General features: G+C 34.8%; 27 protein-coding genes. 10 read left to right on the top strand and 17 right to left on the bottom strand.

The annotated features are described in order from the left end of the window. Positions 1-192: 192 nt before the first annotated feature. Together MP478_RS15250 and MP478_RS15245 are read left to right on the top strand one after the other, a co-directional pair. Positions 193-744 carry a TetR/AcrR family transcriptional regulator gene (locus MP478_RS15250; RefSeq protein WP_257200907.1) on the top strand — a complete coding sequence of 184 codons (552 nt, stop codon included), beginning with the start codon at positions 193-195 and terminating at the stop codon, positions 742-744. A gap of 39 nt (positions 745-783) precedes the next feature. Further along, positions 784-2196, top strand: coding sequence for an MFS transporter (locus tag MP478_RS15245; RefSeq protein WP_257200906.1), 1413 nt, complete (start codon positions 784-786; stop codon positions 2194-2196). Positions 2197-2199: 3 nt separating this feature from the next. On the opposite strand, the gene MP478_RS15240 is transcribed toward MP478_RS15245, so the two are convergent. The 8 genes from MP478_RS15240 to MP478_RS15205 all read right to left on the bottom strand — a co-directional run bounded on the left by MP478_RS15240 (position 2200) and on the right by MP478_RS15205 (position 8003). Beyond that, on the bottom strand, positions 2200-3285 hold the full coding sequence (locus MP478_RS15240) for a serine hydrolase (protein WP_257200905.1): 1086 nt from the start codon (positions 3283-3285) through the stop codon (positions 2200-2202). 126 nt (positions 3286-3411) lie between these two features. After that, the gene (locus MP478_RS15235) at positions 3412-4143 is read right to left on the bottom strand and encodes a class I SAM-dependent methyltransferase (protein ID WP_257200904.1); all 732 of its coding nucleotides are present in this window, start codon (positions 4141-4143) and stop codon (positions 3412-3414) included. 80 nt (positions 4144-4223) lie between these two features. Further along, a complete protein-coding gene (locus MP478_RS15230; protein ID WP_257190795.1) occupies positions 4224-4424 on the bottom strand; it encodes a YqaE/Pmp3 family membrane protein in 201 nt (66 codons plus the stop codon). 29 nt (positions 4425-4453) lie between these two features. Further along, the gene (locus MP478_RS15225) at positions 4454-4837 is read right to left on the bottom strand and encodes a tetratricopeptide repeat protein (protein WP_230040533.1); all 384 of its coding nucleotides are present in this window, start codon (positions 4835-4837) and stop codon (positions 4454-4456) included. Between the two features lie 172 nt (positions 4838-5009). Further along, positions 5010-5369 (bottom strand): hypothetical protein, encoded by a 360-nt coding sequence (locus MP478_RS15220; RefSeq protein WP_257200903.1) that lies wholly within the window; start codon positions 5367-5369, stop codon positions 5010-5012. Continuing rightward, complete coding sequence (locus MP478_RS15215) at positions 5366-5542, bottom strand: hypothetical protein (RefSeq protein ID WP_257200902.1); 177 nt, start codon at positions 5540-5542, stop codon at positions 5366-5368. Before MP478_RS15215 ends, MP478_RS15220 begins: the two co-directional genes overlap by 4 nt. After that, on the bottom strand, positions 5529-5969 hold the full coding sequence (locus MP478_RS15210) for a hypothetical protein (RefSeq protein ID WP_257200901.1): 441 nt from the start codon (positions 5967-5969) through the stop codon (positions 5529-5531). The genes MP478_RS15215 and MP478_RS15210 overlap by 14 nt, the downstream gene beginning before the upstream one ends. 15 nt (positions 5970-5984) lie before the next feature. After that, entirely contained in the window at positions 5985-8003 is a 2019-nt protein-coding gene (locus tag MP478_RS15205; RefSeq protein WP_257200900.1) for a M3 family metallopeptidase, read from the bottom strand. Positions 8004-8212: 209 nt separating this feature from the next. On the opposite strand from MP478_RS15205, the gene MP478_RS15200 reads away from it, so the two are divergent. The 6 genes from MP478_RS15200 to rimM all read left to right on the top strand — a co-directional run bounded on the left by MP478_RS15200 (position 8213) and on the right by rimM (position 11850). Beyond that, a complete protein-coding gene (locus tag MP478_RS15200; protein ID WP_257190790.1) occupies positions 8213-8743 on the top strand; it encodes an SRPBCC family protein in 531 nt (176 codons plus the stop codon). A gap of 151 nt (positions 8744-8894) precedes the next feature. Next, complete coding sequence (locus MP478_RS15195; RefSeq protein ID WP_230040521.1) at positions 8895-9344, top strand: GreA/GreB family elongation factor; 450 nt, start codon at positions 8895-8897, stop codon at positions 9342-9344. A gap of 42 nt (positions 9345-9386) precedes the next feature. Continuing rightward, entirely contained in the window at positions 9387-10022 is a 636-nt protein-coding gene (locus MP478_RS15190; RefSeq protein WP_257190789.1) for a DoxX family protein, read from the top strand. 46 nt (positions 10023-10068) lie between these two features. Then, positions 10069-10581 carry a nitroreductase gene (locus MP478_RS15185; RefSeq protein ID WP_257200899.1) on the top strand — a complete coding sequence of 171 codons (513 nt, stop codon included), beginning with the start codon at positions 10069-10071 and terminating at the stop codon, positions 10579-10581. Positions 10582-10725: 144 nt separating this feature from the next. Continuing rightward, a complete protein-coding gene (locus MP478_RS15180; RefSeq protein ID WP_257190787.1) occupies positions 10726-11292 on the top strand; it encodes a 30S ribosomal protein S16 in 567 nt (188 codons plus the stop codon). A gap of 15 nt (positions 11293-11307) precedes the next feature. Then, positions 11308-11850, top strand: coding sequence for a ribosome maturation factor RimM (rimM, locus tag MP478_RS15175; RefSeq protein WP_230040513.1), 543 nt, complete (start codon positions 11308-11310; stop codon positions 11848-11850). Positions 11851-12128: 278 nt separating this feature from the next. Here the strand turns inward: rimM and MP478_RS15170 are convergent, their stop codons facing one another. Beyond that, positions 12129-13043: an AraC family transcriptional regulator gene (locus tag MP478_RS15170; protein ID WP_257190786.1), complete on the bottom strand. Its 915-nt coding sequence runs from the start codon at positions 13041-13043 to the stop codon at positions 12129-12131. Between the two features lie 120 nt (positions 13044-13163). Next, positions 13164-14003, bottom strand: a complete 840-nt coding sequence (locus MP478_RS15165; protein ID WP_257190785.1) for an SDR family NAD(P)-dependent oxidoreductase — start codon at positions 14001-14003, stop codon at positions 13164-13166. A 987-nt stretch (positions 14004-14990) separates the two neighbouring features. Here MP478_RS15165 and asnS point away from each other — a divergent pair. Together asnS and rpoN are read left to right on the top strand one after the other, a co-directional pair. After that, positions 14991-16439 carry an asparagine--tRNA ligase gene (gene asnS / locus MP478_RS15160; RefSeq protein WP_230040506.1) on the top strand — a complete coding sequence of 483 codons (1449 nt, stop codon included), beginning with the start codon at positions 14991-14993 and terminating at the stop codon, positions 16437-16439. A gap of 159 nt (positions 16440-16598) precedes the next feature. After that, the gene (rpoN, locus tag MP478_RS15155; protein WP_230040504.1) at positions 16599-18062 is read left to right on the top strand and encodes an RNA polymerase factor sigma-54; all 1464 of its coding nucleotides are present in this window, start codon (positions 16599-16601) and stop codon (positions 18060-18062) included. A gap of 329 nt (positions 18063-18391) precedes the next feature. Here the strand turns inward: rpoN and MP478_RS15150 are convergent, their stop codons facing one another. The 7 genes from MP478_RS15150 to MP478_RS15125 all read right to left on the bottom strand — a co-directional run bounded on the left by MP478_RS15150 (position 18392) and on the right by MP478_RS15125 (position 26462). After that, the gene (locus MP478_RS15150) at positions 18392-18760 is read right to left on the bottom strand and encodes a cysteine peptidase family C39 domain-containing protein (RefSeq protein ID WP_257190784.1); all 369 of its coding nucleotides are present in this window, start codon (positions 18758-18760) and stop codon (positions 18392-18394) included. A 15-nt stretch (positions 18761-18775) separates the two neighbouring features. Further along, positions 18776-20011, bottom strand: coding sequence for a DUF6625 family protein (locus MP478_RS15145; RefSeq protein WP_306592740.1), 1236 nt, complete (start codon positions 20009-20011; stop codon positions 18776-18778). Between the two features lies 1 nt (position 20012). Next, positions 20013-23063, bottom strand: coding sequence for a lantibiotic dehydratase (locus tag MP478_RS15140; protein WP_257200897.1), 3051 nt, complete (start codon positions 23061-23063; stop codon positions 20013-20015). Next, positions 23060-24214 carry a lanthionine synthetase LanC family protein gene (locus MP478_RS15135; RefSeq protein ID WP_257200896.1) on the bottom strand — a complete coding sequence of 385 codons (1155 nt, stop codon included), beginning with the start codon at positions 24212-24214 and terminating at the stop codon, positions 23060-23062. The genes MP478_RS15140 and MP478_RS15135 overlap by 4 nt, the downstream gene beginning before the upstream one ends. After that, on the bottom strand, positions 24207-25124 hold the full coding sequence (locus tag MP478_RS15130) for an LLM class flavin-dependent oxidoreductase (protein ID WP_230040494.1): 918 nt from the start codon (positions 25122-25124) through the stop codon (positions 24207-24209). The genes MP478_RS15135 and MP478_RS15130 overlap by 8 nt, the downstream gene beginning before the upstream one ends. A 59-nt stretch (positions 25125-25183) precedes the next feature. Then, positions 25184-25369, bottom strand: a complete 186-nt coding sequence (locus MP478_RS22605; RefSeq protein ID WP_354961270.1) for a class I lanthipeptide — start codon at positions 25367-25369, stop codon at positions 25184-25186. A 202-nt stretch (positions 25370-25571) separates the two neighbouring features. Beyond that, positions 25572-26462, bottom strand: coding sequence for a carboxypeptidase-like regulatory domain-containing protein (locus MP478_RS15125; RefSeq protein ID WP_257200895.1), 891 nt, complete (start codon positions 26460-26462; stop codon positions 25572-25574). Positions 26463-26621: the final 159 nt, after the last annotated feature.

Raw genomic sequence — 26621 nt, 5'->3', positions numbered from 1 at the left:
CTGATATAATGCTATTCTGTTTCCTTCGGAGTTTTCAAATTCTGCGGGAGTGAAGTCCTGTCTTAATCATCTCCAGTGAATACAACAGTTTTACCAGTACATTGACCAGACATTTTTACTGATAGAAAAAGAAAAGTTTAAAAAATAGATAGACCTATCTATTTTTTAATTAGCTTTGCAAAAATTTTCAGGATGAAAAAAGAAAAAGTTAGAGACAGGATCATCAGGGTAGCTTCGGATCTTTTCTATAAACAAGGTTATAATTCGACCGGGATTAATCAGATTATTGCAGATGCTGATATTGCAATTGGTTCTCTGTATAATCATTTTTCATCCAAGAATGAGCTCTTACATGCCTATCTTATTAAAGAAGAGCTGACCTGGTTTGAAGGTGTTGAAAAATGTGTTGAAGGAATTTCCCATCCTAAAGAAAAAATGGAGGCTTTAATAGATTACAGGATAAAGCTTCAAAAATCTTCCAGGTTTGCCGGATGTCATTTTATTAAAATTATCTCCGAAATAGGCGACACTAATCCCATTGTGTACGATTTTGTAAAGAAACACAAAGAAAAACAAAAAGAGCTTATTAGAACATTGGTGGAACAAAGTGAGCTACCGGATACTGATCTTGTGGCAGAAACTATTTTTCTACTTATTGAGGGCGCTGTTGTTACCTCAACAATCCATAAAAATACGGACTCTTTCGATCATACTAAAAAAATTATTCAGGGAATTCTTGACTAATTTTTTTGGCATTTAAAAAATAGATATATCTATATAATTATGAATTCTAAATACTTGAAATTGTTGATTGTACTTTCAGGACAATTACTAACCATTATGGATATTTTTATTATTAATGTATCCATTCCTTCTATCCAGCGGGATATTCATGCCTCCAATGGAGAAATGCAGCTGATGATCTCCTCTTATCTTATTGGGTTTGCTTCTTTTCTTATTACAGGAGGAAGAATGGGGGATCTGTATGGCAGGAAAAAGGTCTTCATATTAGGGTTGATATTTTTTATGCTGAGCTCTGTAGGCTGTGGGATTTCAGGCAGTTCCGGACAACTCATCACCGCCCGTTTTATACAGGGAGTGAGCGCTGCTTTGATGGCTCCTCAGGTTCTGTCTATGATACAGATTCTGTTCCCGGGCCATGAAGAAAGAACAGAAGCGATGGGATGGTACGGAATAACCATTGGTATCGGAACGATTGCAGGACAGTTTTTCGGAGGCTATTTTTCATCATTATCCTTTATGCAGGAGCCCTGGAGGCTGATCTTTCTGATGAATGTGCCCATCTGCATTTTATCTGTTTTTTTAAGCATAAAAATATTGGATGAATCTAAAACCCCGGTAAAAAATACCTTTGATATTTGGGGTGTTACAGCTCTTTCTGCCGGCCTTTTTTGTTCTACATACGCTTTAACGATGTCTGAACACGAGGGAGTTACTGTCAGAAGTATGGTCCTTCTTCTTATCTCAGGCTGTATTCTTACTTATTTTATTAAAAATCAGAAAGGAAAAATGAAAAAAGAACGTCCTTACCTGATTGATTTTCAACTGTTCAGGTATAAGAATTTCAACCTGGGAATCTGGGCGGTGGTCTTTTTTTTTATCATGCTTGATTCCTATTTTTATATTGTCTCCCTTTTTTTTCAGGATGGATTAGGAATCAGTCCGCTGAATGCCGGTGAGATTATTGTTTTTCAAGGGTTAGGTTTTATTTTGGCTTCTCTTTTTTCTGCAAAACTGGTTTTAAAATACGGAAAGAATATATTACTTGGGGGCTTGGGGCTGATCATCAGTATTCTTATTGCACAGACTTTTTTATTCAATACACAAACACCTTTTTATCTTTTTTATCTCCTGTTGTTTTTACATGGAGTAGGAGTAGGATCTGTTATTCCTTCCCTTGCCAATATGGCATTGTCAGGAATTTCTGAAACCCTTGTGGGGAATGCATCCGGGGTGTATAATACTTTTCAGCAGGTGGCAGCGATCATCGGAATTATTGCAGTGGGCGGTGTTTTTTATTATTTTCTGGGAGAGCAGCCGTCACAGCAGGATTATCATGATGCTTTTTTAATGGCTATTGTCATCAATATTGTATGTCTGGTTTTTGTGGCAGCCTCTATTTTTATGCTTCCTGAGCATATCCTCCCGAAAAATAAGATGATAAAGAATCATTAAGCACTATTTTGAATGGTCTGAAGCAATTTTAGCCATATTTCGGGTGATTTCAGTCGGTGAATGGCAGTCACAGTTGCTGAAACCGATCACATGCATATCTTTACCCGGAATGTAAATACCCATACTTTTGAATCCAAAAATGCTTCCGCCGTGCTCCCGGTCCGGAATACCATTGATATCTTTCAGATGCCATCCATATCCATAAGTAAATTCTTCACCGGAATTGAGTTTGTACTTTTGAAATGCCTTTTGGGTTTCTTTACTGTTTAACAGAATATTCTGGTTTAAAGCCTGCTGCCATTTCAGCATATCATCTACAGTGGACATTAATGAGCCTGAAGAAAAAGGAACACTAAAGCTGATTATTGTTTTGTTGACAAATCCAGATTCTTTCTTATGATATCCATAAGCCCTTTTGGGAATAAGTTTTCTATCAGAAGCATAATAAGAATTCGACATTCCTGTCTTGTCAAAAATATTTTTCTTGATGAAATTTTCATAAGTATCTCCTGAAATAAGTTCTATAATATATCCTAAAATCACATAACCGGAGTTATTGTATTCAAATTTTTCTCCCGGAGTAAAATCAACAGGTTCATTTTTGAAAAAATCTACCATTTCTGAAGGTTTCATTTCTTTCTGAGCAATGCCGGAAAGAGATTTCATCTTTGTAAAATCCTTAATTCCTGAAGTATGGGTCAGAAGATGATGGATATTTATTTTATCTCCCGAAGGATAATCTTTGATATATTTTGAAACAGGATCATTTACAGAAAGTTTCCCCTCTTGTTCCAACATCAGAATGGCTACTGCTGTAAACTGCTTGGTCATTGATCCGATTTGAAAAACCTGGTCCGGGGACATATTGACATTAAGCTCCAGATTGGCTTTTCCAAAAGCTTTCCGATAAAGGGACTTTCCATGTTGGGTGATCATAAATACACCTCCCGGCTCATTTTTATTTCCAAATTCAGTTTGAATCAGGCTGTCAATTTTCTTTTCAACCTTTTTTTCAAGGGCTTGAGCACCCATCTGACTGCTAAAGAATACAAGTAGTATAAGAGCGGTTATAAGTTTTTTGATAATCATATTGATTTGTATTATGCTATACAAAGATATAAATTATTTTTATTACCATGTTATACAAAATAGTAATTTGTGTTTTTTAATGATTTAAAATAAGATAATGATTTTCAAAGGTATTGAAGAGAGGATTTATTTTTCTACAGATATTAATAGCATCATTGGTCTGCGAAGTTCCTCTTTCATTTCCGGAATTTCCTTCAGCATGGTGTGACTAGGCTCAGGTTCAATAATTTCTCTGATTTTAAAACCGTGCTTTAATAAAGTATTGAGATAAGAAGTTAAAGTCCTGTGGTATTTGATGACATTTTCTCCTAAAAAGGTGGTGTTTCTTTTCCCTTCGATAAAATACCGGTCAACGGGCCAGCAGACTTTTTCCCCATCTTTATCGTATACCCAATCCTGGCCTCCTTCAGCAGTAAAAACAGGATGTTCTACTGAAAACACAAAACGGCCTCCTGAAACCAGCCAATGATAAATATTTTGAGCAAGAGCCTCAAATGATTCCACATAATGAAGGGTCAGCGAACTTAAAATAAGGTCAAATTTTTCAGCAGGGTATTCCACATCTTCCAATGCTTTTCTTTCATAGTGAATACCTTCCAGGTTGTTGATCTCTTTAGCTTTAGCAAGCATTTTCTCCGAAAGGTCAATCCCAATAACAGATTTTGCCTCATTTTCCATAGCATAGCGGCAGTGCCATCCGAATCCACAACCCAGATCGAGGACCTTTTTTTCTTTACAATCTGGTAGCATATTTTTCAGAGCATGCCATTCTCCTGCTCCTTCTAAGCCTAATTGTGACCGTAGCATCTGTTCATACTGGTCAAAAAAAGCCGGGTTGTCGTATTTATTTTCTTTCATAAGGATAGAATTGGGTTTATTGTGAGCAGATGCCTGAAGTCAACTTACAGTAATTATTTAAAAAATTATATGAAATGACTTTACTTTTGAGTGTTGCGCATGGCTTTAATGAGCCTGTCTGTTCTCTTATCTGCTCTGGCATTATTTAAAGAAACAACCGCCCATATAGCAGCGGGAAGCCAGCCGATTAAGGTAATCTGTAAAATCAGGCAGATAATTCCGGTGATGATTTTTCCACGAACCATAAAGGATAAGAAGGGAAGTAAAATGGCTAGTAACATGGTGTAAGGTTTTAATTAATAATAAATTTCTAATGAGACTGAGGATCAAAATAGGCTTTAAAAGTAAGTGGGTCTTCAATCTTATCTTCCACTTCTTCAAGATATTCTAAATATTCTTCCTGATGCTTTTCCATATAAATAAGTACAACGGCAAGATTCACATATAAATTTTTGTCGTTTGAACCTAAATCTAATGCCTTCTTTAAATAGTGCAAAGCCGTTTCATTTTCTCCCATATCAGAATAAATAGCTCCAATATTGATTAAAGCGGATGTGTTTTCTGGCTCAATAAGTAAAATTTCATCCAGTTCTTTGATTAATAAATCATTTAAAGTATCCCAATGGTCTTCATTCTCCCATCTTTTAGCCTGGAGTTTTTTTACATTTTCTAATCTTGATGTTATATTGCTCATTATTTAAAATTACAGAATGAATACTTATGTTGTCATCTACAAATTTAGCTTTCTTAAAATAAATCTTTTAATTCTGATGACTGAAAGATTTGTTGATCCACATGCATCCTCCTAACCAACAACCTTTTTCTTCTTTCTAGCTTCCAAGTTTCTTATCCGAACTCAGTTTCATTTATGCAACTCTTACAAAGTCACTCTCTGTTGCGGTAATACAAAGTTTAAGTCCGCAATCTGAAAACTTTTGAGCCACATTATAAAAAGCAATGGTTGTTCTAAACATTAAAAGAATGCAAACCGCTGAACTTATTTTATTGGCGAAAAAAGCTGATTCTGCAGTCTTTTTATAGATTTCTGAGAAGCCTCTTGTTTTTCCGAGATCAATCCAGCTTCTGCTTTCCGAGATCCAGGAAGTGTTTTCCGTGCTATAATCTTTACAGATATACATCGTACTGTCCCAACCATTGTCCATACTATAATACAAACAAAGTGCTTCAGCATTCTCTTCTTTTGCCTTTTTCAGGCAACCATTCATTTCTCCTTCAATTTTTTTTCAAAACCCTTTAAAGAAACAGCCATGATTTTTTCCACTACTTCTTTAGAAAGTCCAAGCTTTAAAGTGATTTCCAGAGCGTAATTTGTTGCTTCTTCAATCTTTCGGTTCTCTATCAAATCAGCGCAGGATCTCCAATATTTATAATTTCTCATCGTTGAAGTGATAGGAATTAATTAATTCTTTTATTGTTTGATCTGTTTTCATAAGCTCGCCGTGGGGAATCTGATGAGTAAGGTAAGTGTAAAGTAAATCGGTCACCCATTTATTCTCAATGTTATGAATGTAATAAGCGCAAATAAGGCCCACATCGTCGGAGATATAGGCTGATAGGTCGGATGATCCTGTGCTTCTGAAAACGAATACAAAAATATCCTTTCGGAGGTCATTGATTTTGTCCTCTTTTTCCGTAGTTATCTCATTTCCTTCTACTGGCTGATAGGCTTTCATCCATACATCTGAAAATTCAGGAAGGTCTCTTTTATCCAGAAGATCATCAATGTATTCAGTATCTACATGAATGAAAGCTGTTTTTAAGGCATCCTTAAAAACAGCTTCAAATATATTAAGTTCTTGTATCATATTCAAGAATAGAGATTATCCGAAAGCTCTTTTCAATAAGCTCTCTACTTTTGGCTCACTACCTCTGAAATCTTTATAAAGTTCCATGGGATCTTTCGTTCCGCCGGAGGAAAGAAGGATTTTGTACTGAGCTGCAATCTCCGGATTGAAAATTCCGTTTTCTTTAAAATACTGGAAAGCATCAGCATCCAGTACTTCTGCCCATTTGTAAGAGTAATATCCCGCAGAATATCCACCCTGAAAAATATGGGAGAAACTTGGGCTCATTGCTGTTTCAGAATTCGTAGGGTAAAGTGTAGTTGCTTGGGTATATTTATCTTCAAACTCCTTTATCGTCTCATGTGCTAATTCTCCAACTTTAGTATGGTAATTCATATCCAGAAGTCCGAACCCAATCTGTCTCAGCGTTTGATATCCTTCCATAAAGTTTTTAGACTGTTCAATCTTTTCAATTTTTTCATCAGGAAGAACTTCACCCGTTTTGTAATGTTTTGCAAAAGTCTTCAAGAACTCAGGTTCATAGCAGAAGTTTTCCAGGAATTGGGATGGAAGCTCCACGAAGTCCCATTTTACAGAAGTCCCCGAAAGAGAAGGGTATTGCGTATTGGCCATCATTCCGTGAAGAGCATGTCCAAATTCATGGAATAAAGTAGTCACCTCCTGGAATGTTAATAGACTAGGAGTGTCCTTTGTTGGTTTACTGAAATTGCAGACAATAGAAATATGCGGACGTGAATTTTCCCCGTTCTGTTGATATTGATTTTTGTAGCTTGTCATCCATGCACCTGCTCTTTTACCCTTTCTTGGGAAATAGTCAACGTAAAGCAGAGATTTATAAGTGCCATTTTCTTTTACTTCATACACCTTTACTTCTTCATGGTATTTCGGAATATCATTTCTTTCCTCAAATGTTAATCCGAAAAGTTTTCCAGCCAATCCAAAAACAGCATCCTGTACCTGATTTAAAGGGAAATAAGGCTTCAGTTCTTCGTCATTCAGGTCAAATTTCTGTTTACGAAGTTTTTCAGCGTAAAAAGCATGGTCATAACCTTGCATATCCTCAATACCATCAGCTTTAGCCAATAGTTTTAATTCTTCGATTTCTTTATCAGCGTAAGGTTTTGCTTTGGTTAAAAGTTCATTTAAGAAATCAAAAACCTTCACCGGTGATTTGGCCATTCTTTCTTCAAGAACAAAATCAGCATAATCCTTATACCCTAGAAGCTCAGCTTTTTGCTGTTTTAAAGTTAAAAGTTCTTTGATCATATTTTGGTTATCAAACTCACCACCATCAAAAGATTTTTTGCCATTGGCCAATGCCAGTTCCTTTCTCAGTTCACGGTTTTCCGCATAAGTCATGAACGGGATATAGCTTGGATATTGCAGCGTAACAACCCAGCCTTCCAGATTTCTCTCTTTGGCTTCCTCAGCATATTGATCAATAATAGCTTCAGGGATACCTGCCAAATCTTCTTTATGGGTAATGTGCTTGAAATAAGCATTGGTAGAAGCTAATACATTTTGTCCGAACTGCAGGGATTTTAAAGAAAGATCCATGCTGATCTTTTTTAATTTTTCCTTGTCCTCTTCATTTAATAAAGCACCACTTCTTACAAAACCTTTATAGGTTTCATTCAAAAGCATTTTTTGTTCTTCATTGAGGTTATATTTTTCCTTTTCGTCGTATACTTTTTTAATTTTACTGAAAAGAGCTTCGTTCTGAGAAATCTTTGAAGAATATTCCGTTAAAATAGGAGAAACTTCCTGAGCAATCTGCTGGATTTCATCACTTGTTTCTGCGGAATTTAAATTGAAAAATATATTGGAAACAACATCCAGCTGCTCGCCAGAATACGCTAAATCTTCAATTACATTTTCAAAAGTAGGTGCCTCAGGATTATTAACAATTGCATTGATCTCCTCCTCAGATTTTTGGATTAATTCTTTAAAAGCAGGAAGATAATCTTCATTTTTAATAGAAGTAAACGGTACAGAATGATATGGAGTGTTAAATTTCTCAGTTAAAATATTCATTTTTTGATTTTTAATTAAAGTTAAATGTAGTAATTCATCAGGAATCACAGCTCAAAAGCTCAAAAATAATGCCTGAATAACAAGTTATGACAAAAATACTTATCTTTAAATAATCTTGTCATATGGAAAGTGGGGGTGATGGTAGAATATTTAATTTTGAAGACAGATTTAAACATTGTCAGGAAATAAATAACCCAAATATATAAACTATGAAAACACTCTTAAAAATTATCGGAATCATCATTCTGTTGATTGTTGTATACGCTGTTATCGCAATGCTGGCTTTCAGCAAAGACTATCATTTTGAAAAATCTGTTGTTATTAAAGCTCCAAAAGAAAAAGTATGGTCACATGTAGGTTCTTTAAAAGAATATAATGTATGGGATCCTTTTTCCAAAGCAGATAAAAATATAGTGATTACGTATTCAGGCGATGGTGATAAAATAGGAGATTCCTATCACTGGAAAGGAGATAAAAATGTGGGCGAGGGAGAACAGGCGATTACTGAAATGGTACCCAATGAAAAAATGGTCACCAAACTTCACTTTATCCAGCCTTTTGAAGGAAATGCCAAAAGTACCTTTATACTAACACCTGAGGGTAATGGAACAAAAGTAACCTGGATGATTGATAATGAACTCAATACAATGATGAAGATTATGAAGCCTATGATGGATAATAATATGAATAAAATGTTTGGACAGGGACTTGATGGCCTGAAACAGATATCAGAAAAGTAAAACATAAGCCTTGTAAATCTTACAGGGCTTTTTTATTGCATTAGAGATTGGTACCTACGATGTTGGGATAGGGGACATTTGTTTTTTTATGAAGAAATGAAAATATAAATTATTATGAGAAAAATATTATCTTTATATAAAGATTCGATTTATGGAGAAGATTGTATTTGAAAAAAGTGATATCAGAGACTTCGTAAAAACTACCATTACAGAGAAAATTGAAAAACTTAAAAAATTTATTGAGTTTACTCTGGAAGCAAGCCGTGACATCAAAAAAACTCCGAAATATGACAGCATGAGAGAAGAAATGCAGGAGGAAATTTACCAGATGCAGCGACAATTGGGAGCTTTGAATGATCTTAAAAGAAATATGGCAAAAGTTCTTAACACAAGTACAGAAAGAGCACAGCTGGGATCATTGGTGATTACCAATAAAGCCCGTTTTTATATTTCAGTTTCATTAGGTGAATTCTTTTTTGAAGGGGACCGTTTCTACGCCATTTCACCCGAAAGTCCAATGGCAAAAAAGATAATGGGGATGAGGGCCGGAGATGAATTTGTACTAAATAAAATTCATCAAAAAATAGTGGAAGTACTCTAAGAAGGGGCCTTAATGATGAAACCATAACTATCCACAATACCCATGAAATTCGGTAATTTAAGAACAAACAGAATCAATCAATGGATCATTATCCATTTGCGTTATCTGGTGGGCTTCGCTTTTTTGCCATCAGGATTAACCAAATTAATAGGGAATAGGTTCACCCGTATTTCAACAGAAAATCCAATAGGTTACTTTTTTGAAGCATTGTACCAATCCGGTTTCTACTGGAACTTTTTAGGATGGGCACAAGTGATCACAGGAGTTTTACTGATGACCCAGCGTTATGCGACTCTTGGGGTCTTAGTATTTTTCGCAATATTAACTAATATCTGGGTGATTACACTTAGTCTTTCATTCTCCGGAACCTGGATAATCACTTCTTTAATGATGCTTGCTGTTTCTATTTTATTGATATGGGACGGGCATAAATTGCTTCCAATTTTTAATTACAACAAATCGGGTATCGTTAAGGAATATCCTGATCCCGGCCCTATCTGGATTATTGCAGGAATGATATATGCTTTCAGCTTTATTGTGCTGTATATGCTGGATCCGTTATACGGAGCTGTATATGAAAAATGGCTGGTTAAAGTGTTTGCCGCAGCGATTTTGCTGACCTTCATTATAAGCAATTACAAAGCATACAAAAATCATAGGTTGGCATTAAAAACCTGATCTTTTAAATGCCGGAGATTGGATCTCATATTGTAAATTTGCAGTTATGAACAAAGCAGAAATAGTAAAAGAAATCATAGAACAGAGGAGAAGTACTTTTCCAAAAGATTATACAGACGCAGAAATTTCCCAGGAGGTTATTGATGAAATTCTAAGTTCGGCAACATTTGCACCCAATCACAAACGTACAAAACCTTGGCGTTTCAAAATATTTAAAGGGGAAGAAAAGACAAATCTGGCTTCAGAAATGCAGGCTATCTATAAAACTACGCAGCCCGAACAGCTTTTCTTAGAGAAAAAATATAATGATATCGGTTTTAAAATCAACAAAGCTGATGTGGTAGTTTCCATTGTTGTTAATTTCAGCGGAATGGTTCCGGAATGGGAAGAGATTGCTGCTACCTCAATGGCTGTTCAGAATATGTATCTTACCTGTACGGCCCATAATATAGGATGCTACTGGAGCTCTCCAACAATTGTTGACCTTCTGAAGGAATCTTTAACCATAGAGGAAAACCAAAAGTGTTTAGGGCTTTTCTATATGGGAAAAGTGGATTAATGAATCATTTTTGATGAGGTGATAATGAATGAGTGAAAAAAATATCAAATTATCCCATTTTCAAATTACCAAATTGAAAAATTTGTTTTATCTTTGCACTCTTAAATATTTAACTGGGACGAGTTCCCGTAAAATTCAAACATTATGTCAGTAAAAATCAGATTACAAAGACACGGTAAAAAAGGTAAGCCTTTTTTCCACATCGTGGTTGCAGATTCTAGAGCAAGAAGAGATGGTAGATTCATCGAAAAACTAGGAACTTACAACCCAATTACTAACCCTGCAACTATTGAATTAAACGTTGATTCTGCTGTACAGTGGTTAAACAATGGTGCTCAGCCTACTGATACTGCCAGAGCTATCCTTTCTTACAAAGGTGCCCTTTACAAAAAACACTTACAAGGTGGTGTAGCTAAAGGTGCTTTTGACGAAGCTGAAGCTGAAAAAAGATTTGCTGCTTGGGTAGACGCTAAAGATGCTAAAGTACAAGGTAAAGTAGAAGGTTTATCTAAAGCTCAGGCTGACGCTAAGAAAGCTGCTTTAGATGCTGAAGTTAAAGTAAACGAAGCTAGAATTGCTGCTGTTGCACAAGCTGATGCTGATGCTAAAGCTGCTGAGGAAGCTGCTAACGCACCTGCTGAAGAAGTTGTTACTGAAGCTACAGAAGGAGAAGCTCCTGCTGCTGAAACTGAAGAAAACACTGAAGCTTAATAAACAAATCCTGTTATGCGTAAAGAAGATTGCTATTTTTTAGGTAAAATCACACGCAGACATGGACTTGCGGGTAACGTTATCCTTAAATTGGATACCGATCAGCCCAAGCTTTACAATAAATTGGAATCAATATTCGTTGAAATCAACGGATTATTGGTTCCATTTTTTATTGAAAAATCCTCCTGGAGCAAATTAGATGCTTTAAATCTTGCTTTTAAAGGCTCCTCAGAATCTCTGGTAGATCAGGTTTTAGGTAAAAGTGTTTACCTTCCGCTTGCTACCCTTCCTCCACTTTCAGGAAAACAATTCTATTATCACGAAATAATAGGGTACAATATCCTTGATGAAAATGATAACGACTGTGGAGTAATACGATCTGTAAACGATCAGACTGCCCAAAATTATTTCATTCTTGGATTTGAAGGCCGTGAAATTGTGATCCCTCTTATCAAAGACTGGATCCTGGAGGTAAACAGAGAAGAGAGATTTATTAAAATGCAATTGCCGGAAGGCCTGATGGACGTTTTCCTTGTTCCGTCAAAAAAAGATGAATAATCTGTTTTCAGAAATTATATCTGAAACTTATTCTCTTTCCTGTTTACTTACTAAGAAATATTTCCCTGAACTTTTTGTATAGGACCAGAAACAATAGTTTTATGTATATGATCAATGCTGTGCTCCGATGCGGAACCATGACTTCAAAAGCTTAAAATATAACTAATTCCCAATTGCCGGGAGTAAATATTTCTGTACAATTTTATCAGTCTGGGGATGGGTGTATGACGTATTATAGGCTCTTGCTACAGGGACATTTCTGGTGATCTATGAAAAATCTAGTTAAATAACTTTCTGAATTCTCCCGGAGACTGATTCGTCTTCTGTTTGAAGAGTTTGCTGAAAGACTGTGGATGTTCAAATCCCAGTTCATAAGCAATTTCACTCACAGATAAACTTGTAGTACTCAAACGTTCTTTAGCAGAATCAATTAATTTATTCTGAATATGCTGCTGTGTGTTTTGCTGAGTATGAAGACGAAGCAATGTCCCAAGATAATTGGGGGAGATATTCATCTGTTCGGCAATACATTTCACAGAGGGAATGCCATTTTCGAGGAGATTTCCGCCTTCAAAATATTGAGAAAGAATATCTTCAAATTTAAATAACAATTCGTGACTTGACTTTTTTCTGGTAAAAAATTGCCGTTCATAAAAACGTTCAGAATAAATCAGTAATAATTCAATCTGAGCAATGATAAGCTCCTGCGTAAATCTGTCGGTGTTTGACTGATATTCTCTTTCAATATTTTTAAGAATATTAACAAGGATTTCCTCTTCTTTATCAGAAAGGAAAAGAGCCTCCTTCACCTGATAACTAAAGAAGTCATAAGTTTTTATTTTTTTGGTTAATGAAGTATTCCACAGAAAATCAGGATGAATAAGCAATAAAAATCCGGTAGGCTCCACTTTAACATCGGGATTGATTTCAAGGCTTAAAAACTGCTGTGGTGAAACAAAACACAGCACTCCGGAATCGAAATCATATTGCTGTTGTCCATAATTGAATTTTGGACTGACATTCTTTTTCAAACCAATTGAATAAAAATTCTGAATCCATTTCAGTTCTTCATAATCTACAGCATAACGCACTTTGCTGTAATCTATTAAACTGATCAGCGGATGTTCAGGATTCGACAGACTACAGAAAGCATGAAAATCTGAAATAGAGTTAAAGCGGACAGGCTGTTTCATAATAGCGAAGTTAATTGTTTTTTGTAAAAAGTATAATCAATGGTTTTAGAAAACCTTCAGCTCCAATCTGACCAACTTTTGTAGGACATCTGAACGGAGCTGAAGGTCATTATTACAAGCCTAAATCGCTGTTGAAACTGTCAGATGTTCCCATTTTTCAGCATCCTTCTTTAAAATATCAATTTTATTATTCAGAAACTCCACCGTTCCTACACCTAATAATAAATGTACCGGAGGATTTTTCTCTTTACTGATCTGGATCAGGACGTCAGCTGCTTTTTCAGGATCATTAGGCTGGTTTCCATTGATTTCATTAAGATGAGCCTGTTCTGAATTTCTTGCCGCTTCATAAGCTTGAATAGGATTAGAAGGCGTTTTTGCAGAGTCTTTAGTTAAAAAATCTGTACGGAAATATCCAGGATAAACAACGGTAGCGTGAACTCCGAAGTCTTTCACTTCTTCAGCCAATGCCTCTGTAAATCCGGCAACAGCAAATTTTGTAGAACAATAGATTCCCCAGCCCGGAAAATTGGCGGAATATCCGCCTACCGAAGATATATTGAAGATATTTCCTGATCTTTGTTTACGGAGATAAGGCATGGCATTTCTGATCACATTCAATGTTCCGAAAACATTCACGGCATAATTTTCTCTTGACTCTTCATCAGTAAGCTCTTCAAGGGTTCCGATTTGTCCGTAGCCTGCATTGTTGACAACCACATCGATTCGTCCAAAATGATCAACTGTTTTTTCAATGGCAGATTTTATGTCGTTGTTGTCTGTGATGTTGACGCTCAATGGAAGGAAATTTTCTGAAGTTTCTCCAATGGTTGAGAAAAGGGATTCAACGGTTCGGCTGGTGGCAGCAACCTGAAATCCTTCGGATAGTAATTTTTTTACCAACTCAAATCCTAAACCTTTTGAAGCTCCTGTTACGAACCATACTTTTTTTGTTTCCATTTTTAAATAATTTCTTTGTTTAAATGATGATACAAAGATGGAAACTTGCGAAAAGGAAAATGTATCCAAATCGGGGAATGATGTATCTAAATCGTGGATGATGATTATATCTGCTTTAAATTTCTAAATTTATTTTGCAGTTAACAGATTATTAATACTTGAGAATTTTGAATATAAAATATCCCACATTATAGAATATTATAGAAAAACGAGGTGAAGAAAATTGATAAATGATAAGTTGAACTGTTAGAAAAAAGAATAGAACTGCTGTTTTTTATGAAGTGGAAATAAAATAGTGAGATAAATGTGAATTGATTTTAAAGCGTTGGTTTTTAGTTGTTTGTTGTTTTTTAATTCATGAATTTAGGTATATAAATTTATGAATCTATAGAGTGTTCACTTGGATCATCACATCGGTTTATGCATCTTTGCTTCAAGGTAAAAACACAGCATTTATATTTTTGTATGTGTACAGTACAAAAATGTAAATATTAAAATCCTACGTGAGTTAATGAATGAATTAAAAAGTTAGAGTAGTGATCACCAAAAGTAATTTATTATGTTGTAAGTAAACAAAGTTTGTTTGAAACCATTAGCGATGTCAGGGAATGAATTCTAAGTGAATAAGACAGAGCTAATGATGAACTTGAGGAATCAGAATTATCATTTAAAAACTAAAAACTAATAACTATTTTCCATACATAAGAGCCCTGTTCTTATGAAAAAACAAGAATAAGTCAGCTTATTCCTCTAAAAAGTGATATGATGTGAGTGTACCAGGTTCAAGTCAGGACAAATTTTATGAAGTTCAGGATATTAAAATTATACTTTAGAAACGAATGCAGAAGAGTGAAAAAGATAATTTTACTGAACAGAAAGTTTAATTACCTGATAAATGATTTTTAAAGACAGCGTAACCATTAAGTTGCGCTGTTTTTTTGTAACTTTGCAAACATTAATTTTTATACAAAAATTTATCATCAACAAATGAAAAAGCAGACGATCAAAGAAATCCTGAAGGATTACAAGAAAGTATTACATCATGACATTACAGTTTACGGATGGGTAAGAACCTTCCGTGCTAATCGCTTTATTGCACTTAATGATGGATCTACTATTAATAATTTGCAGATAGTTGTTGATTTCGAAAATTTTGATGAAGAGGTTATCAAGAAAATCAGTACTGCTTCTTCCCTTAAAGTAGTAGGTGAAGTAGTAGAGAGCCAGGGTGCTGGCCAAAGCGTTGAGATTATTGCTAAAAAGATCATCGTTTTAGGAGATAACTTTACTGAAGAGCTTCAAAGTACGATTCTTCAACCTAAAAAACACAGTTTAGAAAAGCTTCGTGAGCAGGCTCACTTAAGATTCAGGACCAATTTATTCGGGGCTGTTTTCAGAGTGCGTCATGCAGTGAGCTTTGCCGTTCACTCGTTTTTTAATCAGAATCAGTTCTTCTACATCAATACACCTGTAATTACCGGTGCAGATGCAGAAGGAGCCGGAGAAATGTTTGGAGTTACCAACTTTGATCTGGAAAATATGCCAAGAACAGAAGAAGGTGATATTGATTTCTCACAGGATTTCTTTGGTAAAAAAACGAATCTTACGGTTTCAGGACAGCTTGAAGGAGAAACTGCAGCCATGGGATTAGGAAGAATTTATACATTCGGACCTACTTTCCGTGCTGAAAACTCTAATACAACAAGACACCTTGCTGAATTCTGGATGATTGAGCCGGAAGTGGCCTTCAATAACCTGGAAGATAACATTGACCTTGCTGAAGATTTCTTAAAATATGTGATTCAGTATGTGCTGGATAACTGTAAAGATGATCTGGAGTTCCTGGATAAGCGTTTTGAAGAAGAACAGAAAACAAAACCTGAGAAGGAAAGAGCAAAAGAAGGTCTTATTGAAAAACTTCAGAATGTGATTGCTAAGCGTTTCAAGCGTGTAAGCTATACAGAAGCTATTGAGATTTTATTAAACTCAAAAGAAAATAAAAAAGGCAAATTCGCGTATCCCGTTGAAAAATGGGGAACAGATCTTCAATCTGAACATGAGAGATATCTTGTTGAAAAACATTTTGAAAGCCCGGTAGTATTATTTGATTATCCAAAGGAGATCAAAGCTTTCTATATGAAACTGAATGACGACAACAAAACTGTTGCGGCAATGGATGTTCTTTTCCCAGGAATCGGAGAAATCATCGGTGGTTCTGAAAGAGAAGCAAGATTAGATGTACTAAAACAGAAAATGACTGATATGCATGTAGATGAGCATGAGCTTTGGTGGTATCTGGATACCCGTAAGTTTGGTTCTGTTCCCCATGCAGGATTTGGTTTGGGATTAGAAAGATTGGTTCTTTTTGTGACTGGGATGACGAATATCAGAGATGTAATTCCTTTCCCTAGGACACCGAAAAGTGCTGAGTTCTAGAATAATAAAAAAAAGCCTTAATGAAATTTAAGGCTTTTTTTATTTTTTAGTAGTTTATTATGATATTAACTATCATGCAAAAATCGTGCTAAATGTGTTTATTATCAAATAAATTTATTAAATTCGTAGAATATGTTATGTTAAAACGCCAATATTACTATGCTTAAACAACACTTACAACTCAAATTAGGACAGAAGCTGGCCCCTCAGCAGATCCAGTTGATGAAGCTTATTCAGCTTCATACTCTTGAATTTGAAGAGGAGTTGGAGAGAGAGCTGGAAGAGAACCCTGCATTAGAAATTGCTAAGGAAGAATCTAAGGAAGATGATTATGCTTCTTTGGAAGAAGCCTATCAGGATGAGGGTACCGATAGCATTGAAACAGATTTTGATGTCAATGAATATATTTATGACGACGAACCCAACTATAAAACTGCATCCAGCAACTATTCTCCGGACGACGAAGAATTTGATAATGAAAGTCTTTTAACTGAAGGACAGTCATTATATGATTATCTGATGGAACAGATTCATTTGGCGAGTATTAACAATGAAGATTTAAAAGTTGCAGAATATCTTATTGGAAATCTGGATACAGATGGGTATTTAAGAAGGGAAATCAAGTCTATCGTTGATGATCTGGCTTTTTCACAGGGAATCTATACTACTAAGGAAAAAGTGGAAGATATCCTGGAAAATTATGTTCAGAAGCTGGATCCATCAGGAGTAGGGGCAAGAGGACTTCAGGAATGTTTATTACTTCAGATCGAAAAGAAAGTAAGCTCGGATAAAGCAGTTTCTCTGGCCGCGAGCATTTTGAGGCATCAGTTTGATGCATTGACGAATAAGCACTATAACAAGATTATTCAGAAATATGATATTGAAGAGGAGGATCTGAAAGATGCTTTGGATGAAATATCAAAATTATCACCTAAAGTGGGAGGGAACTTTGATACCCAGACCATCACCATCAATCAGGAAATTATCCCTGATTTTGTAATCCAGGTGAAAGATGGATTGGTAATTCCCATGCTTAACAGCAAAAATGCGCCTACGTTAAGGGTTTCAGAAGAATATAAAGATATTCTTACCACGTATTCTCATGATAAAAATTCATCTGAGCATAAACAGGCTGCCTTATTCATTAAACAAAAACTTGATGCTGCCAAATGGTATATTGATGCCATTAATCAGCGTCAGAATACCCTTTTACAGACCATTACGGCCATTGTAAAGTTCCAGAAGGATTACTTTATCACAGGCGATGAAAAGTCGCTGAAACCGATGATTCTAAAAGATATAGCAGATATTACAGGATTTGATATTTCTACCATTTCAAGGGTAGTAAAAAGTAAATATGCTGATACGCCTAATGGTATTGTATACCTTAAAGATCTGTTCTCGGATAGTTTAACTAATGATGACGGGGAGGAAGTTTCTACAAAAGAGATTAAAACCCATCTTCAGGAAGTGATCAGCAAAGAGAATAAGAGAAAACCACTTACTGATGATGCTTTGGTAGTGATCTTAAAAGAACAGGGCTATAATATTGCCAGAAGAACGATTGCAAAATACCGTGAGCAGCTGAATATTCCTGTAGCAAGATTAAGAAAAGAGCTATAGTTTTAGATACTATACTTTACATATATAAAAAGGTGAACGTTGGTGTTCACCTTTTTTATTGAATTTGTTTACACTTTTTATTTTAGCCACAAATCGGAGATTTGACGTAGTCAAAGGTTACAAAGTTTCTTGGATACTTAAGTTTAATAAAGTTGTGAAAATAAGCTCACTAACGCTCACGTAAGTTTAAAAAACATCAAAGATTTTTTGCTTAAGTGTACTTTTTATTTACAATCCGTTTAAACTTAAAATAAACTAAAGTGTTTATAGTGTTTCACTCAGCTTTTGTGACTCAATTTTTATTTAGTTAAACAGGCTTATTGTATAAATTAAGAGATCAGAAATACAGTATCACTTATTCTTTTAAAAAGACTGAATGTATTGATCTGTTTTCCAAATTCTTTATTTTCCCAATATACTTTTCCATCTTTATAATCATTGATTAACGCAAAAGTACCGCTGTTGATCTTCAGAAATGCAATGGCAGGGAAGGGAAGGTCTTCAAGATCTTCAAGCTCCAGTCTTACCACCATGGTTTCAATATCAAAATCATCTTTTAATATAGTATGGAAGCTCAAAAAATTATAATCATCCACAGGGATATCATAATTTTTTATTGTTCCAGCCTTCATATTTTGTTGTATAAATTTTTTCAACAAAAAATTAAAAGAGGTTACGTGGCTGTCTTTTTCAATCATAGATGCTGGAAATTTTTAATAGATATAATAGGCATTTTCGTTAATGCGCTTCTTAATGTTGTGTATGTTTATTTTATAAGGAATATTTTCTTCACTTTTATAATGAAAGTCGATTGTACTGATCGTTTTTTTACTGAGTCCTATCCATTTGTTATCCTTAATTTTATAGAGAACAAACTGATTGTAGTGCAGCGTATAGTCTGCTTCATTGATAATGACCAGCTTATTTTTATCTTGTGGATAAAAGGTAATATGTGTTTTTCCTATTTTGTATGATTGTTCTTCCAGAAAATTCATATGCTCTTTTTGAGTATAGGAACGCAATTTTGATTTTAGCAGCAGAAACCTGTAATGGGTTTGTCTGATGTTTTCCTTTATCCTGCTTTTTATTTTTTTTACAGCATGCGAACACGGACTAAACTTGTAATGGATGCCCTTTGGAGAGATCGAAAATTTAGTTTTGCTTTCAAATGGATCTATAAAGAAAAATTGATTGTCCTTTACATTGATAAGATGAATCAATAAATACTGCTTCTCAGTAATGCTATTGAAAATATTGCCCTCTACCCAATGGTGAACAACATTGGTATAGGTAAATTCCTGTACAATGGGTTTATGGTAATACTTAATTTCCTTTTGGAGCTCCAGTCTCCTTAACACAAGAGTGAAACTTTCAATTTCCGTCTTAATCTGGGTAATATCTGTGGTATGGACCTTACTGAATTCAAAATTACATTCATCAAAACAGAAATGGCGGCTATTTTCTAAAATGCGGGCATAATCCTTACTCTGTTTGAAGAGGTTAATGCACTGCTCGTTATTTTTCAATAAAGTGAAAAAGCCTGCCGGATAGTTCTTATGAGGGGAAATAACATCGTATTTCTGCAATATTTTTTCAGTCATAAAATACCGGATATTACCGAAAACTATGTCGATATCACAATATCCCCAGAAGTCATAATTTTTCAGATATTCCTGAAAAATTAGTCCATAAGTAGGTTTAAAATCACATAGCTTATAGCCATCCAGAATATTGATATTCAGATTGAGTTTTTCACTCGCTATTGTACTGAATTCAGCAAGATCCTTAATGTGCACAAAATGAACATTTGGGACATGAAAAGGAGCTTCTAAATTAGTAAATAATATAAAATCAACATCCGGATTATATTTGCAGCTGAACAAAAAATGGCTGAAATAAGAAGGCCAGCTTTTTCCGAAATAACAATTTATTAATGCGATTTTGGTCATCCTACGTCAGTTTTTTAATATTGAGCAATGAGTCATAACTTTTGTGTAAGAAATAATAAAGAATGGACTCATAAAGATTCGGTTTCGAAGCAAACATCCGGTTAATAAACATATGAATATAGCTTATCACTAATGATTTAACCATCTGTTTGGATTGCAGATCCTTAACTTCAGTGATATAATTTTTCGTTTTCCTGGTTCTGCTATTTAATATCATAGTAAAATCATCCCCTTCCGTTAGGAGATCCAAAATTTCACTTCTATGGTTTCTATATTTATCTTTTAAAGCTGCCTTAGAGTTTTCATCCAGCCTCATACCATATCCATTAGCCAAATGATTCATAATATCTCTTTTCTCAGCTTGTTCATAACCAAAATCATTCAGGATTCTGTTTACTCCCACAATAGCAGCTTTCCAAATAGCGGTTTCTGCCAATTCAGCCTCTTTTAATAGTTGGCAAACACACTCACTGTCAAAATAAAATATACTTTCCATATGGTCTATGGTAGACTCTCCATATCGTTCAATCTCTCTATTGTAGGTGTCCAGAACAATTTTATGGATAATCATCTCTTGTGTCAGATATTTATCAAGCAATTGATAGATCTGATTGGAAATATTATGATCCGATGATGTTGTCAGAAATCTTATTCTGATATGATGGTCCGGATCGCTGTAACGGATGAAAAACCATTTTTTTATAATCCCTTTTTTAATGAGCCCACTGGCAAATTTATAGATGGAATCTTTAATGATCTGATCCGAAACCTTGGTACTGCTATAGATTTTATAGAAAAGCCATTCGCTTCCCGGAATAAAATTTCTGGTAATTGTATTTTTAACAGAAAAAAGAGAAAGCTCTTTGTTTTTCTTACTGCTCAGGTTATGCCATGGAATGACAATCTCATTGCTATGGATGTTTCCTTCCGCATCTTTGGCTACACTTTCATATTGATTGGCAAGGTTTTCGAAAACCCTTATTTTCTTCTCCTTCACAAGATGATCCAGTAAAATTTCCAGAGAAAGTGTATTGTTCATGAAAACAGGAAGTTCCATATCCCTCTCTGAGAAGGTGAAGATTTCTGGAATATTCCTTTCTTTCAGATGGTCTCGGAGCATATTCACTGAAGCCTGTTTTCCATTGAATATTTTCTCATATGACAGTTGCCATGATGTTCTTGACAATATAACGTTATTAACCATTATTCGGGGTAAATAGTCATAATTGCTGAACATTCCCCAATTCCAGTTATAAGACGGGGTGATATTCTGATACTGAAGATCACATAAGAAATGATACAGCGGTACTTTATGTAAACTATAATTATGGGCAGATGAAAGACTTGGAATGACCTCTTTATTGTACTTTTTGGAACGAAGGACAACCCTGTTGTTCTTGATAGAAATCATAAGGTCATTCAGATAGATAGGCTCACTGTCTGAATGCTGGAGATTAAGGATCGGAATTTCATAGTTTCTCAAATGGGGTCTGAGTAGAATATTGCCTACCCTTGGTTGTGGATTATGCACAACTTCAGCAATAATCTGATTTTCAAAGAAGTTTTCCTCCTGTTGCAAAGCCTGTTTTACCGATTCTTCCAGCTCATTATCCAAATGACAGAAACGCCCCAGATAAGTAGAGGATGAAGGCCCGTCACTAAATTTATGGAAAATGACAGGTTGCCCTTTCTGGTCCTGATATACCTGTACAAGAGAAGACATTGAAAAAGGAATGTTCTTATTCTCTTCTGAAAAGGGAGCTACCTCATCTTGAGTGATTATAATTTTATCTTCGTTGTTCTTGATGGCATTAATTAATTTTTCACCCAAAAACTGATTCCATTTTACAGATCCCTGAATAATATTGGAGTTATTTTGAGACTTGAACTGGATGCCTCCAATCAAATCCGAAACATCATTATCCGAATGTATAGGATAATTGATCCCTGACAATGGATCAAGTGCTAACAATAAAGGAATTTCCTGCTGATCATATCTTTCAAGAAATACATTTTTAAAACTCTCCAGGGCATCAATCGTATCCGGTGCCCCAATTTTAAAAACTGTGGAAAGTACTTTTTTGAAATCTTTAAAAATAGTATTGTTCAGTGTGTTGGATGCCTTACCTTTTAGAAGGTCTGTCTGAATAATATTTTTTTTATAGCTTTTAATGCCTGTTTCGGTTAAAATTTGAGTGATTTTCTCAACAGCATCATCAATGTCATTGGTTATATTTATTTTTTGAACAATTTCAAATATGCTAATGATATGGTGAATAAAAGCTATATCAGCATTATTTTCTTCAGTTGCAAGAATTTTCAGTTCTTTTAAAAACTGATAGATAAAATCCTGGAAATTCTTGTCAGTAACTTTTGGTGAAAGTTCACTGACAAGAATTTTGGAATCTATTAGTTCATTGATATAATCAAAACTGTCTTCATAAGAAATATCCTGCTTTATCAGTATTTCTATGATCGATGATAACTCCAACCCGTTAGTACAGGCTTTTATAATAGAATTCAGGTACTTATTTTTCTCTGTGGAAATAACTTCATATTTCAATCCTCCGCTATTGGCGGAAGACTCAATATAGCGGTATTTGTTTTTGGTATTGTATATGGTATTATTGGTGTAGAACTTACAGATCTGTCTTACAAACATTTTTTGTTCCAGTTCTGTAATGATATCATGCATCAGCTGCATATCCAATCGTGCATAAATCTTATCCTGACTTTTATCCAGTGTGATAAGAGTATCATTATCCCATTGTCCCATGCTTACTCCTGCATTGGTCCCAAAGGGAATGGTTCTGAAATGTATCCTAAGCCAGTATTTCAGCAAAGATTTTTTTATTTTATCTGCTTTTTCTTTCGAAAGTTTTTTTTCATCCCAATTGACAAGCTGCTCATAGAGATCCGGTGAAGATAAATAAATCGCCTTACGAAAGTTTTCACTATTGATGTCTTCTTCCCATGTATCAATACTTTTTTGTGGAAAAAGAGGAGTCCTCAATAGGTAAAAGTTCAGCTTTTCTATGTCGTTGTATTTCATTCTATGTTCATTAAATAAATTTTATCCCAATCCTTAGCTTTCTCGGGATACTGATAATCCAGTAATACCATTCCTACTCCTGAAATTCCTTCCAGTAACCCGGTATGCTCTACCCATTCATCATTTTTCAGATCATAAGGAAACTTGGTTCCTTTGCCCAGTTGCTGAAGAGTAATAGCCATCCAGTAATCATGTGCTTCTTTAAGCTCTTCCCGCTTACATACTCTGTAAAACTTATTGAAAATATGTGAAATTCCCGATGATCCGTGACAGATCCCAGTGTCTATACAATCATTTTTGTGACTGTAAAAAACCCCGGCGTTATCCAGTCTGATTTTTGATGAATTTAAAATAATAGAAAGACTCATTGCTCTCAGGTCTTCATCCTGTAAAACAGTATAAGCTTTCCATATACCTATCGCAATACCTAAATCACCATAGCACCACGCCAGCCTGTTTGACAGCTGTTTTTTGCGGGTAACGACATTAATTTTTGAAGGGAAAATATGCTGAGAATCTTTATTCTCCTCATACAGTTCAGTAAGAAAATTAACCGCTCCCTGAATCAGTCTTTTACAGGTTTCTTTTTCACAGCCTTTATGATAGCATTCCGTTAAAAAGGATATGATAGAAGGAAGACCATGGGCAAGGCCCAGATCGCAGATATTTTCTTCTTTTGTTATATTGTCAACCCAGAAAATGGATTTGTTGTGTTCATGTTTTAAATGGTCAATATAAGACACTATTTTTGCAACTGTATCGAATTTCTGGATTTCCAGAAAGTAAAGACCTAATCCGATCAGCCCTGTAAATAAATCATACTCTTTTTTGCCTGCATAGATGGGAATCAATTCTAAAAAGAATTCTATAGAATCTTCTTCTATGGCATCAATATCCTCATCTGTAATGATATTGGAAGTATGCAGGAGCCTCATAAAATAGATCACCGCTAAACTCCCGCTGGCAAAAGAATAATAAGTATCTTCAGAAGCCAGATCTATCAGACTTTCAATTTTTTCAATTTCTATATCATTATTATAGAATAAGGAGTAGTAATTGCTCCCCAGACTGAACGTGATATTGTCTCCTTTATCTTCAATACATTTTTTTGAAATCTCGCTTAAAAAAAAATCAATTTTATCTTTATACATATTGGCTTAATATTTCGATAGCTGTTAGAGAATCTTTGTGTGTTCTGGAAACATTATTGAACATAAATTCATTGTATCCGTACAGTTCTTTAAATTCCAGCAATTTTTCCTGAAAAAAGCTTCCGTCACCAATAAGGCTTATATTGTCTATGGCACCATTAGTACTGCTTTTTGCTACTTTTAATGCTTTTTGTTTGGTTTTATGGCAGCATCCGGAAAACGTTAATACCATAGCCGGATCTTTGCCATGTTTTGCTTTGTATTCTGTTCTGAAGTTTTGCAGCTCTTCTTTAAGATAATCCTTGTTGGATTCTCCATGAAATATAGATCTTGCAAAATTGAGGTCATGTTGCAGTGCTACTTTCAACCCCGAATGTGAAGATCCCATATACCATACATCAGGAATATTTCCCTTGTAAGGCGGGATAATTAAATTTTCTTTCAACAGTTCATTTTCTTCTCTCAGAAACCGTAATGTAGATTCCAGCTTCGGAAGAAATGAGGAAAAATAACTGTCTTTATCAACGTCTACGTTAAAGTATTGAAGATCATATTCTCCTACCAGCCCTTTTACAAAACCAAGATCTAGCCTCTTAGGATATAGGCTGGATAATAGTTTATAATTATGAGCTACTCTGAATGGACTTTGTAATGGCATAATAACCCCAGCAATCCCTATCTTTATCTTATCCGTTAATCCCAATAGTATGGGTAGAAGCATTTCAGGAGTAGACCAGGCCATGTCATGTGCTTTTGAAAAATAATTTTCAGTAACCCAGAACCTCGAAAAACCAAGCTCGTCTGCTCGGGTTGCATATTCAATGATATCGTACAATGATTTTTTAGAATTATTAAGAGAATTCTCTCGTATACCAAATTCCAAAAGCCCTATTTTTAATTTATTTGCCATAACTAGTTATTAAAAAGTAGCTACTCCCGGAGGAGTAGCTTTAGTACTTTTGTGAAGTATTAGATTTCAGTACAAACGCAAAGGTTTGTAGATCTGCTGCTTCCAGCTGTACACGTCCAGTGTGTACAATCGAAAATAGATAATACTGCCTCTTTTCCAGCTTTTACTGATTTCATTTCGTCAGAGTTTAATTGAGATAACTTCTCTTTTTTAAGAGTTAACTTTTTTGTAAGCTTTTTGCTCATGGTTAAAAAAAATTAAATAATTTACCTACTCGTTAGCTTTTCGGTTTCCGCTTTTTTATATGTATTTATTATATAATACCTTGTTTATCAATGTTTAACTGAAAGATCAGCTCATTGGTTTAAAAATATAACGATATACTGCTCCAAAAGAACATCGTGCATTACATTACAGTAATTATCCGTATAAAGTTAGAAGAGTTCTTTATTCAGTACTTTTAGAGACCGCTTTATTCTGATTCTTCGCCGTACTGATCTTCTCGCGTTGATCTTTATTATAATTAATATCGATATTTGAAATAAAACTTCCTTTACTGGCCTCCCATTTTCCCTGGCTCTGATAACGATAAAGCAGATTATTGGATAAGGTTTTTTTAGCAGAGATTCCAAAGACGAAATCAATAGTATCATCCTGTATATAATCTACAAGCTGCAGGGTAATAGCCAATTTATCTGAATCTGTATAAATCAGTCTGTATTGTTGCAGATCGATATTCTGCCAACCTGTTGTGCCGGTCTTATATATAATATTTTCATTAAGGAGACTTTGATAAGGCAATCCATCTTTAACACTATATATGTTGAGCTTTAAAGTTATTTCTTTGAACCTGGAGCTTGGAATAATATAAAAGTTATAGCTGTTAAGCTTTGTCCAGTTATAGATATCAAATATCTGCCCCTGTTCAACGGTAGGTTTGTTTTTATCAAACATTTTAGAGAAGGTAAGCATAGGTCTTTTTTCTGCACCTATGGTTTCTCTTTTGGTCTTTTTTCCGCTTACATTAATTTCCTGGATAGCATATACTCTCTTGTTTAATATAATATTGGAGTTTTGAGTTATTTCGTTTATGCTCAGGTTTTTACTTTCATAGCCATTGGATTCAAAAATGATCTCGTCATTTTTATTGGCATTTTGAGGAATTTCTAAAGAATAGTTACCATTACTATCGGTAATAGTACTTATGTTTTCATTCCCAAAGCTTATTGAACAGTAAGAAATAACTTCCTTGTTTTCATTTTTGACAGTTCCTGAAATTTTTTGTGCACATATACTTATCGTAAGCAGTAAAGCACAAATTGCCAGTCCGATCTTCATTATTAGTTTTTTTGTCTGGTCTAAATATAGGATTTTATTCTACACTACTCAATTGGAAAGGAGAAAAAAACAAATTTTGTTTATCATATGTATGTATTTTCCTTAAAATAGATAATATATTCACATTAAATATCAAAAACAGACATTGAATGTTTAATA

Source organism: Chryseobacterium sp. WG14 (assembly GCF_024586945.1).
Classification (GTDB): Bacteria; Bacteroidota; Bacteroidia; order Flavobacteriales; family Weeksellaceae; genus Chryseobacterium.
Note: the sequence above shows the minus strand (reverse complement) of the source record. Positions and strands in the feature narration are given on the sequence as shown.